Source organism: Peribacillus frigoritolerans (assembly GCF_030676415.1).
Lineage (GTDB): Bacteria > Bacillota > Bacilli > Bacillales > DSM-1321 > Peribacillus > Peribacillus frigoritolerans_A.
The window spans coordinates 1-12,756 of record NZ_JAUUTW010000062.1 but is presented as its reverse complement, the minus strand read 5'-3'; the positions used below and the strand labels follow the sequence as shown (position 1 = coordinate 12,756).

General features: G+C 40.6%; 12 protein-coding genes, 1 tRNA gene, 1 rRNA gene, 1 other RNA gene and 1 other annotated feature. Of the genes, 12 read left to right on the top strand and 3 right to left on the bottom strand.

The window, feature by feature from the left end; genetic code table 11:
- A 5S ribosomal RNA gene (rrf, locus tag Q8G36_RS28100) occupies positions 1–91 on the top strand; the annotation flags it as partial.
- An 81-nt stretch (positions 92–172) separates the two neighbouring features.
- Here rrf and Q8G36_RS28095 read toward each other — a convergent pair.
- The gene (locus Q8G36_RS28095; RefSeq protein WP_305163070.1) at positions 173–1,138 is read right to left on the bottom strand and encodes a YaaC family protein; all 966 of its coding nucleotides are present in this window, start codon (positions 1,136–1,138) and stop codon (positions 173–175) included.
- A gap of 111 nt (positions 1,139–1,249) precedes the next feature.
- Between Q8G36_RS28095 and guaB the strand changes: the two genes are divergently transcribed.
- From guaB to Q8G36_RS28075, 4 genes are all read left to right on the top strand, one after another.
- Positions 1,250–2,713 (top strand): IMP dehydrogenase, encoded by a 1,464-nt coding sequence (gene guaB / locus Q8G36_RS28090; RefSeq protein ID WP_063236531.1) that lies wholly within the window; start codon positions 1,250–1,252, stop codon positions 2,711–2,713.
- A 173-nt stretch (positions 2,714–2,886) separates the two neighbouring features.
- The gene (locus Q8G36_RS28085; RefSeq protein ID WP_305163069.1) at positions 2,887–4,206 is read left to right on the top strand and encodes a D-alanyl-D-alanine carboxypeptidase family protein; all 1,320 of its coding nucleotides are present in this window, start codon (positions 2,887–2,889) and stop codon (positions 4,204–4,206) included.
- 69 nt (positions 4,207–4,275) lie between these two features.
- Positions 4,276–4,500: a binding site (T-box leader), on the top strand.
- A 63-nt stretch (positions 4,501–4,563) separates the two neighbouring features.
- Positions 4,564–5,841, top strand: a complete 1,278-nt coding sequence (gene serS / locus Q8G36_RS28080) for a serine--tRNA ligase (protein ID WP_305163068.1) — start codon at positions 4,564–4,566, stop codon at positions 5,839–5,841.
- Positions 5,842–5,972: 131 nt separating this feature from the next.
- A tRNA-Ser gene (locus Q8G36_RS28075) sits at positions 5,973–6,065 on the top strand.
- Positions 6,066–6,186: 121 nt separating this feature from the next.
- Here the strand turns inward: Q8G36_RS28075 and Q8G36_RS28070 are convergent.
- Positions 6,187–6,858 carry a deoxynucleoside kinase gene (locus Q8G36_RS28070; protein ID WP_034316271.1) on the bottom strand — a complete coding sequence of 224 codons (672 nt, stop codon included), beginning with the start codon at positions 6,856–6,858 and terminating at the stop codon, positions 6,187–6,189.
- Positions 6,836–7,495 carry a deoxynucleoside kinase gene (locus Q8G36_RS28065; protein WP_305163065.1) on the bottom strand — a complete coding sequence of 220 codons (660 nt, stop codon included), beginning with the start codon at positions 7,493–7,495 and terminating at the stop codon, positions 6,836–6,838. Before Q8G36_RS28065 ends, Q8G36_RS28070 begins: the two co-directional genes overlap by 23 nt.
- A 480-nt stretch (positions 7,496–7,975) precedes the next feature.
- Between Q8G36_RS28065 and tadA the strand changes: the two genes are divergently transcribed.
- The 7 genes from tadA to Q8G36_RS28030 all read left to right on the top strand — a co-directional run bounded on the left by tadA (position 7,976) and on the right by Q8G36_RS28030 (position 12,374).
- On the top strand, positions 7,976–8,482 hold the full coding sequence (gene tadA / locus Q8G36_RS28060; RefSeq protein ID WP_305163064.1) for a tRNA adenosine(34) deaminase TadA: 507 nt from the start codon (positions 7,976–7,978) through the stop codon (positions 8,480–8,482).
- A gap of 146 nt (positions 8,483–8,628) precedes the next feature.
- An RNA gene (gene ffs / locus Q8G36_RS28055) (signal recognition particle sRNA large type) lies at positions 8,629–8,893 on the top strand.
- Positions 8,894–9,077: 184 nt separating this feature from the next.
- Entirely contained in the window at positions 9,078–10,766 is a 1,689-nt protein-coding gene (gene dnaX, locus Q8G36_RS28050; RefSeq protein WP_305163063.1) for a DNA polymerase III subunit gamma/tau, read from the top strand.
- 21 nt (positions 10,767–10,787) lie between these two features.
- Complete coding sequence (locus Q8G36_RS28045; protein WP_133353122.1) at positions 10,788–11,105, top strand: YbaB/EbfC family nucleoid-associated protein; 318 nt, start codon at positions 10,788–10,790, stop codon at positions 11,103–11,105.
- A 60-nt stretch (positions 11,106–11,165) separates the two neighbouring features.
- A complete protein-coding gene (gene recR, locus Q8G36_RS28040; protein ID WP_034316264.1) occupies positions 11,166–11,762 on the top strand; it encodes a recombination mediator RecR in 597 nt (198 codons plus the stop codon).
- Positions 11,763–11,782: 20 nt separating this feature from the next.
- Positions 11,783–12,001, top strand: coding sequence for a YaaL family protein (locus tag Q8G36_RS28035; protein ID WP_063236519.1), 219 nt, complete (start codon positions 11,783–11,785; stop codon positions 11,999–12,001).
- 103 nt (positions 12,002–12,104) lie between these two features.
- Complete coding sequence (locus Q8G36_RS28030) at positions 12,105–12,374, top strand: pro-sigmaK processing inhibitor BofA family protein (protein WP_370694145.1); 270 nt, start codon at positions 12,105–12,107, stop codon at positions 12,372–12,374.
- Positions 12,375–12,756: the final 382 nt, after the last annotated feature.

Below are 12,756 nucleotides of genomic sequence, written 5' to 3'. Positions count from 1 at the left end.
CACCCGTTCCCATTCCGAACACGGCAGTTAAGCTCTTCAGCGCCGATGGTAGTTGGGGGTTTCCCCCTGTGAGAGTAGGACGCCGCCAAGCCATTTAAAAAGATCAGCCATCCGGCTGGTCTTTTTTCGTCGTTTCGGGACAGATCAATTCACCAATAGGATGTTGGAAGGATCAAAAGTGGAACCTTTCTGACTTTATCCATTCAAATATTAAAAATGGCACCTTAGCTTGGCTTATTTTAAGGAATTGTACAATGCAAGGGTAATCGTCATTAGGCATGGTTTTCATCAACTCTGCCCACCATTCTGTTTCATAACGAGCTATTATGCTAAGGTTATAAGAAATCAAATAATGGATCAAAAGTTCAGGTAATGAAAAAGCTGACGAATCTTTATTTAGAGATAGCATGAACTGTCCTTCTGCCAAATTATACCGTATTGGGGAAGTAGCATTATGAATAAGAACATCATCTGTTTTTAAATGCAATGTTCCAGGAGCTTCTGAAATATTGTAAACTTGATTCGTTTTAGCTTTCAAAAATTCTTCCAATCGACTGCTGGACATTTGATAGCTATCCAATATGGTTGAGGGTAATTGAAAACCATTCGAAGAGGGTAACAGAGCGACAAAATTTTTCTTGGAAATGGACCAAGTAAAGTTTTGCATATCTGGGATTTCCTTTATGAGTGTCCCCATGGAAAATTTTTCACCTTCCAGATGCTTGATATGAAATAATTTCTCGGCAATACAGGTGAAAAGTCCATTTTTTTGCGTTTTCACTTCGTCCTTTAAAAATTCATATTGTTGTTTTTTCTTTTTTCTCGTAGTTACCCCATGGGCAAGCATCGAAGTTGATTCCGGATAATTAGGATCAATCGTGAGCAGACAGGCCTTTAACAATTGGGCGAATCCATAAAATGTCAGGATTGGTTGTATGGAAAGTGGCGCAATGGCAGCCTGATTATAATAAGTTTTAGCATGTTCAAGATGGTAAATAAATGGATAACAATTATCATAACTTTTTATTTCCGCTTCGGCTATTTTTTCATGCGTGTAACATTTTTGTAAAAAAAGTTGTGAGGAAGATGCGGAAAAAAAAGGGGTATATTTATCGAAATTATCATTGTTTTCAGGCATTGCAGCTATCCTCCGAATTAATAGAATAATCAAACATTTATTTCTCTTCTTGACAGTAGTATGTCCTATTGATAACCTACAAATAATATTTTTAAGCAGGAGGGGAAAATAATGTGGGAAAATAAATTTGCAAAAGAAGGTTTAACCTTTGATGATGTCCTATTAATTCCAGCGAAATCAGAGGTTTTGCCGAAAGATGTTAACCTTCAAGTCAACTTAGCTGAAAACTTAAAGCTCAACCTTCCTATCATCAGCGCAGGAATGGATACCGTGACAGAAGCTGAGATGGCAATTGCCATGGCTCGTCAAGGCGGATTAGGTATCATTCATAAAAATATGTCTATTGAAGCACAAGCTGAACTGGTGGATAAAGTAAAACGTTCAGAAAGCGGTGTAATTACCGATCCATTTTTCTTAACGCCGGATCACCAGGTATTTGATGCAGAGCATTTAATGGGTAAATATCGCATTTCGGGTGTTCCTGTAGTCAACAATATAGAGGATCAAAAACTTGTGGGTATCATTACAAACCGTGATTTGCGATTTATTTCCGATTTTTCCTTGAAGATTTCCAGTGTCATGACTGTAGAGAATCTGGTCACAGCGCCAGTGGGAACTAACTTGGAACAAGCAGAGAAGATTCTTCAAAAGTACAAAATTGAAAAGCTCCCCCTTGTAGACGATAATGGAGTTCTTAAAGGACTTATTACGATCAAGGATATCGAGAAAGTCATTGAGTTCCCTAATTCAGCGAAAGATAAGCAAGGGAGATTACTTGCAGGTGCTGCAGTCGGAGTGACTAAGGATACAATGAAGCGTGTAGAAATGCTAGTTAAGTCCCATGTCGATGCAATTGTACTTGATACTGCTCACGGTCATTCAGAAGGCGTCCTTGAAATGGTAAAGGAAATCCGCGGGACATATCCTGAATTGACGATCATCGCCGGTAATGTGGCAACAGCTGAAGGGACGAAAGCATTGATTGAAGCGGGTGCTGATGTAGTGAAAGTTGGAATCGGACCAGGGTCAATCTGTACGACAAGGGTTGTAGCTGGTGTAGGTGTTCCACAAATCACGGCAGTCTTCGATTGTGCGACAGAAGCAAGAAAACATGGTAAAACGATTATCGCTGATGGCGGTATTAAATACTCTGGTGATATCGTTAAAGCCCTAGCCGCAGGCGGACATGCAGTAATGCTTGGCAGTATGCTTGCAGGTGTAACTGAAAGCCCAGGCGAAACGGAAATTTTCCAAGGTCGCCGTTTTAAAGTATATCGGGGTATGGGCTCTGTTGCTGCGATGGAAAAGGGATCTAAAGATCGTTACTTCCAAGAAGATAACAAGAAATTCGTACCGGAAGGCATCGAAGGGCGCCTTCCATACAAAGGACCTCTTTCAGATACCATTTTCCAACTGATTGGCGGCATTCGTTCAGGTATGGGATATTGCGGTACAGCCACATTGGAAGAGTTGAGAGAAAACTCTCAATTTGTCAAAATGACAGGTGCCGGATTAAGGGAGAGCCATCCCCATGATGTCCAAATTACAAAAGAAGCACCGAACTACTCAATGTAATGAATTTAACATATAATCGTCATTAAAATTTATTGTTAAAATAGACAGAGTCTACGATTACTCTGTCTATTTTTTTTATTTTTTCTGTGATAAACTAGACAAGGTGTCAAGGGAATTACATAAAGTTTCTTCTTTGTTATAGAGATTAGCTTAAAAGTTGGAGGTATTGGAAATTGAAAAAAATCAGCAAGATGACCCTCATTTTCACTTTTGTTTTTGTTCTTGTTATGTCGCAATTTGCCTATCAACCGGGGGAAGCTGTTGCTGAATCTGATAATTTAGGTTTAAAAGCAGAGGCAGCCATCATCATTGATGGTGAAACAGGACAAATCGTGTATGAAAAAAATGCCGATAAAGTATTAGGGATTGCATCCATGTCTAAAATGATGACCGAGTACATCATAATGGAGTCAATAGAAAATGGGAAAATCAGTTGGGATCAAAAAGTTAAAATAAATAAATATGTACATGACCTTTCAAAAGCACCCAATTTGTCGAATGTTGGGTTAACAGAAGGTGAAGATTATACAGTTAAGGAACTATATCAAGCTATGGCCGTCTATTCCGGAAATGCGGCAACAGTAGCTTTAGCACAGCTAGTTTCCGGAAGTGAAAAGAGCTTCGTTAAGTTAATGAACGAAAAAGCAAAAGAATTAGGCTTGAAAAACCATAAATTCGTTAACGCCAGCGGTTTGAATAACAGCGATTTATTAGGGCAGTATCCTTCAGGTGATGAAGATGATGAAAATATCATGACAGCAAAAGATACTGCACTTCTTGCTTATCGTTTAATAAATGATTATCCGGAAGTGTTAAAAATCGCCAGCATCCCTAAATTGAAATTCCGTGATGGAAAAGAATATCCGAACTTCAACTGGATGTTGCCTGGCCTGATTTTTGAATATAAAGGCGTAGATGGACTAAAAACGGGATCCACCGACTTTGCCGGTTATGGCCATACAGGGACGGTTATCCAGGACGGTCAGCGCTATATCACGGTGGTCATGAAGTCCACTAATAAAAACGAACGTTTTGCAGATAGCACTAAGCTTATGAACTATGCTTATGCAAACTTTAAAAAAGAAAAAATCCTTCCAGCCGATTACCAGGTGAAAGGGAAAGAAACACTTTCAGTAGTGAAAGGCAAGGAAAAAGACGTTAAGATTCAATCTGAAAAAGCAATCGAACTACTTGTTGAAAATGGTGAGAAAGATAACTATAAAACAGATTTAGTGATCGATAAAAACAAATTGAATGATGATGGTAAGCTGACTGCACCAATCAAAAAAGGTGAAAAGCTTGGTTACATCACAGTCACTCCTAAAAAAGGAGAAGATTACGGGTACATTAACGGCGATCCAGTGAAGGTTAACGTCGTAGCTGCTGAATCTGTTGAAAAGGCAAACTGGTTCGTATTATCAATGCGAGCGGTTGGCGGATTCTTTGGTGACGTATGGAGCAGCGTAGCTTCTACTGTTAAAGGATGGTTTTAAGTTTCGTGTATAAAACGGTTGCGTAATGTATAAAATTATAGTACATTATGGAAAACAATCTGATTATATAAGAAAGCAATGACAGGAAATAGTAACAAGTATTTCTTTCTATAGAGAGCCGATGGCTGGTGGAAATCGGTGTGAGAGTTTTGTGAATCCCTCCTGGAGCAGAGTATGGAAAGCCTTTTGGGTCAGTAAATACTTTCGGTTAAAAGCCGTTATCGTGATAAGTGGTAGGCGCTTTTCGTAGGCCTTCAACTAGGGTGGCAACGCGGGTTAACTCTCGTCCCTTCTTCAGGGGACGGGAGTTTTTTGCGTTCTTTGATAAATCATAAAAATATTAAGGAGGAACTGGAAATGTTGGATTTGAAATATGTAAGAAATAATTTTGAAGAAGTAAAGCGTGTATTGCAATTTAGAGGAGAAGATTTAACCGATTTAGGTAAATTCGAGGAACTGGATGTAAAGCGTCGGACTTTGATTGCTGATACGGAAAAGTTGAAAAGCCAAAGAAATGAAGTTTCACAGCAAGTGGCCGTATTGAAACGGGAGAAAAAAGATGCAGATCAGTTGATTGCTGAAATGCGTGAAGTTGGTGACCGTATCAAAGGATTCGATGATGAACTTCGTGAAGTGGAAGCCCAGTTAGAAACATTACTTCTTTCCATTCCGAATATTCCGCATGAAAGTGTGCCTGTTGGTGAGACGGAAGACGATAATGTCGAAATCCGTAAATGGGGAGAGTTACCGGAATTCAAGTTCGAACCCAAACCACACTGGGATGTAGCTGGAGATCTAGGCATCCTAGATTTTGAACGGGCAGCAAAAGTGACCGGAAGCCGATTTGTATTTTATAGGGGGCTTGGTGCTCGGTTAGAGCGTGCTTTAATTAGCTTTATGTTAGACCTTCATGTTGAGGAACACGGATATGAAGAAATGCTGCCACCATATATGGTGAACCGTGCAAGCATGACCGGCACAGGTCAATTGCCAAAATTCGAAGAGGATGCTTTCCGTATTGAAAGTGACGATTACTTCTTGATTCCTACAGCTGAAGTCCCGGTGACAAACTTCCATCGTGATGAAATCATGAGCACGGACGATCTGCCGATAAGCTATGCGGCATACAGCGCGTCATTCCGTTCAGAGGCAGGATCTGCTGGACGTGATACACGCGGGTTAATACGTCAGCACCAGTTCAATAAAGTTGAACTAGTGAAGTTCGTGAAGCCGGAAGATTCTTATGCAGAGTTGGAAAATCTTACGGGTCATGCCGAAAAGGTCCTTCAATTGCTAGGTCTTCCATACCGAGTTTTGAGCATGTGTACGGGTGATCTTGGTTTCACTGCTGCTAAAAAGTATGATATCGAGGTTTGGATCCCGAGTTATGGAACGTACCGCGAAATTTCTTCTTGCAGTAACTTTGAAGCATTCCAGGCTAGACGGGCCAATATCCGCTTCAGACGTGATGTGAAAGGCAAACCGGAACACGTCCATACTCTAAATGGATCAGGTTTGGCAATCGGCCGTACAGTCGCTGCCCTTTTGGAAAATTATCAGCAGGAAGATGGCAGTGTTATCATTCCTGAAGTATTACGTCCATATATGCGCGGTGTGGAAGTCATTAAACCGTAAGTTAAAAGGAATCAGCTTCTGATTAAAGAGGCTGATTCTCCTTTTTATCAACGTTTAAAATTATTTTTAAAAAACTTTATTGAGGGCTTGACTTTAATTTTAATTCCATGTAATATAATAAATGTTGATACGGAGGTATACCCAAGTCCGGCTGAAGGGATCGGTCTTGAAAACCGACAGGGGAGTCAAATCCCGCGGGGGTTCGAATCCCTCTACCTCCTCCATAACTTATTAATAACCACAGCGCATAAATTGGATATCGATAAATTCCGTTACAGATATGTAACGGAATTTTTGTTTTCTAATATACTAAAAAACCACCGGATAACCGGTGGTTTTTCTGTTTTACACATTTCGCAACAACTTGGTTTGCTCCATATATTCGGCAATCCGTTTTATAAGAGGTTCGATGCTTGCTTCATCCTGCATAAGGTCATATTCGTTTATATTTAACCGAAGGACAGGGCAGGCGTTAAATTGATCGATCCATTCTTCGTAACGGCCGTGCATTTCCTGCCAATATTCAATTGGGGTATGCTGTTCCATTGGACGGCCACGTTCTTGGATCCGGTTGAGGATATCATCCAGCGAACCTTCGAGATAGATAAGTAAATCAGGGTGCGGGAAGTATGGCGTCATTACCATGGCGTTGAAAAGGCTTGTATAAGTTTCGTAGTCCACATCATTCATCGTGCCTTTTTCATAATGCATTTTTGCAAATATCCCGGTGTCTTCATAAATGGAACGGTCTTGGATAAAACCGCCGCCATATTCGAAGATTTTTTTTTGTTCTTTAAAACGTTCTGCGAGGAAATAGATTTGCAGGTGGAAACTCCAACGATTAAAATCATCGTAAAACTTATCCAGGTAGGGGTTCGTATCAACCTTTTCAAACGATGTCCTGAATTGAAGAGCATCAGCTAACGCATTGGTCATGGTCGATTTTCCTACGCCAACCGTCCCTGCTATCGTAATGACGGCGTTGTTTGGAATATTATACTTCTTTCGTAAGTTCATTTGACTTTACTCCTTTGTGCAGGGCATTCTCTATTTGGCTGATTATCGTTTCCAAATCATCCTTGTTCCCGACAAAATCCAGCTCATCTCCGTTGAATGTCAGAACAGGTATGTCAGGGTGCTGTATCTCAAATGCTTCCATGAAAGTTCGATAATCTGCGGATAACTGCTCTAAATAAATGGGGGATATATTTTTTTCGAATTCACGACCTCTTTTACCGATTCGGGAGAGAAGGGTATCAAGACCTGCGTTTAAATAAATCACCATATTAGGTTTAGGCATATCCCGTGTTAAAATATTGAATATTTCAAGATATTTATTGTATTGTCCGTTCTTTAACGTTCGTTCAGCAAATATCAAGTTCTTGAATATATGATAATCAGCCACCACGGCTTGGTCATTAGTAAGATACTTTTTTTCGATATCTTCCAATTGTTTATAACGGTTACACAGAAAAAACATTTCTGTTTGAAAGCTCCACTCATCAATATCTTTATAGAATTTCCCGAGAAATGGATTTTCATCTACAATTTCCTTCAATAATGAAATTTGAAGATGATCTGCGATAGCTTTTGCAAGTGATGTTTTTCCCACGCCGATTGGACCTTCGACAGTGATAAATGGGGTGGATTTCATCCAATCTGTCCTCCTTCATGAGGTATCAAGCTGAAATTCCCGGTTATTAGGATTTTCGCCAAGAGATATTGTATCACAGACTTGGGACTTTAGTGACATTTTTGTCAGGTTGATAAAGAAAGAGAATGAAAGAGTTTTTATGGGGGAGGTATGTAGGTTAGTGCCTTGTTCGATTGAACGATTAAATGTCTTTACCTTCTTTTATGGATGCCTTGAGAACATGGTTCATCATTTTTAATGCGTAACGATTATCTTAAGGAGCATATCCCCATATTTGAAATCAAAATCATTGATCATATCAATGATAAGCAATGCAAAAGAAGGCGATTCAGGTCGATTCATGGTATATCCTCCTGTATTGTGAGAATTTACTTGCAGCACGTTGCCGCATGCGTTACTATTCATTAGAACAAGTAGTATGACCTTTATTTTGTCTTATATTTGTCTGTTTACTCCTACTTAATATGAGGGGGTTTTTTTTTGAAGGATGATGTTTATTACATGAATTTAGCCTTAAAGGAAGCAAAAAAGGCGCAGATGTTGAATGAAGTGCCGATTGGCGCTCTAATCGTAATAGATGATCAAGTTATTTCGACGGGGCATAACCTGAGGGAAACGGAACAGAATGCAACGGCACATGCGGAGCTACTTGCAATCAATGAGGCTTGCAAGGCACTTGGCAATTGGCGTCTTGAAGATGCGACATTATATGTAACGCTGGAACCTTGTCCCATGTGTGCCGGTGCCATCTTGCAATCAAGGGTAAAAAGGGTTGTTTTTGGGGCGCATGATCCAAAGGCTGGCTGTGCAGGGACATTCATGGATTTACTTCGAGATGAACGCTTCAACCATCAATGTGATGTAACAAGCGGTGTATTAGGGGAAGAGTGCGGCTGGATATTGACTTCTTTTTTTAAAGAGCTTAGGGATAGAAAGAAAACTTTGAAAAGAGAGCAAGCACTCAAGATTGCCGAAGAAAATAAATAAGTGAAAAACGAATGTTGAAAATGAGGCTTTGCTTCATTTGATAAATTTGGAATCAAACTGTCATGAACAACACTTGCGTTTTTTTCGTTACCTTAGTATAATAAATTATGCGTCGTCATGACGCTGTGAAATTGGTATTACTTTTGCCGTGCTAGACGGGGAGGTAGCGGTGCCCTGTACTCGCAATCCGCTCTAGCGAGGTTGAATCCCTTCTCGAGGTTAGCATTCTGTAGGGCCTGCCTTAAGTAAGTGGTGTTGACGCCCGGGTCCTGCGCAATGGGACTCCATGAACCATGTCAGGTCCGGAAGGAAGCAGCATTAAGTGGAAGTTCTCATGTGCCGCAGGGTTGCCTGGGTCGAGCTAACTGCTTAAGTAACGCTTATGGTTGCTAATCGACAGAAGGTGCACGGCAGTTATTTTACATAAACAAAAAACTCATTCGTATCGGGTGGGTTTTTTTTTTATGCCAAGAAGGTAAAGTGCTTGGTATTTTTGAAAAAAATGAGGCAATGATGAAATTTAATTTTAGACTTTGATATTAAGGAAATCAGTAATGTATAATAAACATGATGGAGAAAAGAAGGAGGGATTTCCGTGGGGTATCAAGCATTATACCGGGTATGGCGGCCACAACAATTCATTGATGTAGTCGGGCAGGAACATGTAACGAAAACGTTGCAGAATGCCTTGGTCGGGCAGAAGGTTTCGCATGCCTATTTATTTTCCGGTCCACGTGGAACAGGGAAAACAAGTGCTGCCAAAATTCTTGCAAAAGCAGTGAATTGTGAGCATGCCCCGACAAGTGAGCCCTGTAACGAATGTGCTACCTGCCGCGGAATCACCGATGGCTCCATATCAGATGTTATAGAAATTGATGCAGCATCCAATAATGGTGTCGAGGAAATCCGTGACATTCGTGATAAGGTCAAATATGCACCTAACGCGGTTACATATAAAGTTTATATCATTGATGAGGTACATATGCTTTCACAAGGGGCTTTCAATGCACTTTTAAAGACATTGGAAGAACCTCCGAAGCACGTGATTTTTATATTGGCGACGACTGAACCTCATAAGATTCCACTAACGATCATTTCCCGTTGCCAAAGGTTTGATTTTAAAAGGATCCAGCCCCAGGATATAGTTGGCAGGATGTCACAAATCATTGCAGAAACAGGTGTTTCATGTGATGAACAAGCCCTGCATATCATTGCGAGGGCAGCCGAAGGCGGGATGCGAGATGCACTAAGCCTTCTTGATCAAGCGATATCCTTCAGTTCGGAGACGGTTTCAGTGGAAGATGCATTGACTGTCACCGGTTCTGTTTCACAGGCGTTTTTAAGCCGGCTGGCAAAAGCTATATATAATAAGGAAGTAGCGGTTGCACTTGAAGTCCTTGAAGAATTGCTGGCCATGGGAAAAGACCCGGCTAGGTTCATAGAAGACATGATTTATTATTTCCGTGACATGCTTTTGTATCAAACGGCACCGGCACTGGCAGAATCCTTCGAGCGTGTTTTGATAGATCCCCAATTTAAAGAATTGGCAGAAGTAATCTCTTCTGAGTCGATTTACTCCATTATTGAAAGCTTCAATCAAACACAGCAGGATATGAAATGGACAAATCATCCAAGGATTTTCCTTGAAGTGGCACTTGTGAAGTTATGTAATGAGCAAAGGCCAAATCAAAGTGATAACGGGTCGCTGCAGCAGCTGCAGCAGAAAATAGAAGATTTAGAGAAGAAGTTACTCGAAATGCAGAAAAACGGCATTCCGGCAGCCATGACAGAAAAACCTGCAGAGCAGGCTAAGGCGCAAAGGGCCGTTAAAAAGGCATATAAAGCACCTGCAGGAAAGATCAATCAAGTTTTGAAACAAGCTACTAAGCCAGATCTTAATGCTGTGAAAAGTAAGTGGGGGGAAGTGCTTGAACAGTTAGGTCAGCAAAACCAAAAGTCATTGGCAGCTTTATTAACAGAGGCAGAACCTGTTGCTGCGTCAACTGAAGCTTTTGTGGTAAAATTCAAATATGATATTCATTGTCAAATGGCAATGGAAAATAACCGTTTCGTGGAAGTGATAGCCTCGATCATGCAGCAATTGACCGGACACCGAATGGAGATAGCTGGAGTTCCGGAGAGCCAGTGGCAAAGGTTGCGGGAGGATTTCATCTCAACACAGCAGTTCGACGGTCCAGAAGAAACGGAAACAAAAGAAGAAGATCCCTTTATAGCAGAGGCTAGAAAATTAGTCGGCGATGATTTACTTGAAATTAAAGAATAATTGGAGGTAAGAAAAATGGGTATGCGTGGCGGTAATATGCAAAACATGATGAAGCAAATGCAAAAGATGCAAAAGAAGATGGCAGAGGCACAAGAAGAATTAGGAGAAAAAAAGATTGAAGGAACTGCTGGCGGCGGAATGGTAACGGTCATCGTGACTGGACATAAAGAAATAGTCGATGTAGTCATCAAACCGGAAGTTGTCGATCCGGATGATATCGATATGCTTCAGGATTTAGTGCTGGCTGCGACTAACGATGCTTTGAAAAAGGCGGAAGAACTGACAAACCAAACGATGGGACAATTCACTAAGGGAATGAACCTTCCGGGTATGTTTTAAGCAAGTTCAAAAGAAATCTCCTTTCAGGGGGTTTCTTTTGAAATTTTTAGGAGGAATTCGATGCATTATCCAGAACCAATTTCCAAGCTCATTGACAGTTTTATGAAATTGCCGGGGATTGGTCCTAAAACGGCTGCTCGATTAGCCTTTCATGTACTAAGCATGAAGGAAGATACTGTTTTGGATTTTGCAAAAGCACTTGTTAATGCTAAGCGGAATCTTATGTATTGCTCAGTCTGTGGTCATATTACAGATCAAGATCCCTGTTATATCTGCGAAGATCAAAAGAGGGACAGAAGTTTGATTTGTGTGGTCCAGGACCCGAAAGATGTAATAGCTATGGAAAAGATGAGAGAGTTCAATGGTTTATACCATGTACTGCATGGCAGTATTTCCCCGATGGACGGAATCGGTCCGGAAGATATAAATATTCCTGATTTGTTAAAGCGCCTGCAAGATGAAACAGTGCTGGAGGTAATTTTGGCTACTAATCCTAACATTGAAGGGGAAGCGACAGCCATGTATATTTCGCGGTTGCTTAGACCATCAGGCATCAAAGTGACCCGAATTGCCCACGGACTTCCTGTTGGCGGAGATTTGGAGTATGCGGATGAAGTGACGCTATCAAAAGCAATAGAAGGAAGAAGAGAAATATAAGATAGCTGGGAGGACTTCACTTGTTCTTTCGTAAAAAAAAGAAACTTCGGAATGAATTCAATGATTCATTAATCGAAGAGCTTGAACATTTGAAATGGAATTGGCATAATCAAAAATCATTACTTGAAAAAAGCGTTGATCCATCTGAGGAAGTAATCGCCCAAACGAGACTGGCGGAAGTGAAATATTTCTACTTATTCAGGGAAGTTAAAAGAAGGAATGTCCGCTTAAAAAGATGATAAGGAAATGGCTGTGAAGGATTGCGTGTTCCTCATGGCCATTTTTTCAGTTCTTAATCCATCGATCTCCTCATATAAGTGTAGTACAAGCTTGCGGGGAGGAATGAGTTTGGAACCAGTTGTCTTTGTTGCCGTAGTTGGCGGCCTGATTTTAATGCTCCTCATTATCGGGGCGCCATTAAGACCTGTCCGGTTCATAGGACAGGGGATTATAAAGGTCATTATCGGTGCAGCATTTTTGTTCTTTTTGAATACACTTGGGAATCAAGCGGGCATTCATGTACCCATCAACCCTGTTACCTCGGCAGTCGCCGGCCTGCTTGGAATTCCGGGAGTTGCCGCTTTGGCGGCCATTGGTTATTGGATCATTTAAAGGATATTGCGTCGAAGTCATTCTTATGAAAACCTCATGGATACCTCCTTGGGGTTTTTATCATGTTGTCAGTATGTTTTTTTAAAAAAATTTAATAAACCATTGACGATAACTCATCAACCTGATAATATATTAGGAGTCGCCAATAACGACATCATAAATGCTCAATCAAAAAACAATATGAAATAATTGTTGACATTAGATTGGGTAAGTGATAAGATAATAAAGTCGCTTACGAAGTAACGACAATAAATCGCTCTTTGAAAACTGAACAAAACAAAGCGCCAACGTTAAATTTTAAGTGAGCACACACTATCAAAAAAGCAAAATGAGCAAGTCAAACATTTCTTCGGAGAGTTTGATCCTGGCTCAGGACGAACGC

Coding starts and splice junctions, on each gene's coding strand:
- Q8G36_RS28095 (WP_305163070.1), bottom strand. CDS start 1,138: ATGCCTGAAAACAATGATAATTTCGATAAATATACCCCTTTTTTTTCC.
- guaB (WP_063236531.1), top strand. CDS start 1,250: ATGTGGGAAAATAAATTTGCAAAAGAAGGTTTAACCTTTGATGATGTC.
- serS (WP_305163068.1), top strand. CDS start 4,564: ATGTTGGATTTGAAATATGTAAGAAATAATTTTGAAGAAGTAAAGCGT.
- Q8G36_RS28070 (WP_034316271.1), bottom strand. CDS start 6,858: ATGAACTTACGAAAGAAGTATAATATTCCAAACAACGCCGTCATTACG.
- Q8G36_RS28065 (WP_305163065.1), bottom strand. CDS start 7,495: ATGAAATCCACCCCATTTATCACTGTCGAAGGTCCAATCGGCGTGGGA.
- Q8G36_RS28045 (WP_133353122.1), top strand. CDS start 10,788: ATGCGTGGCGGTAATATGCAAAACATGATGAAGCAAATGCAAAAGATG.
- recR (WP_034316264.1), top strand. CDS start 11,166: ATGCATTATCCAGAACCAATTTCCAAGCTCATTGACAGTTTTATGAAA.
- Q8G36_RS28030 (WP_370694145.1), top strand. CDS start 12,105: ATGAGTTTGGAACCAGTTGTCTTTGTTGCCGTAGTTGGCGGCCTGATT.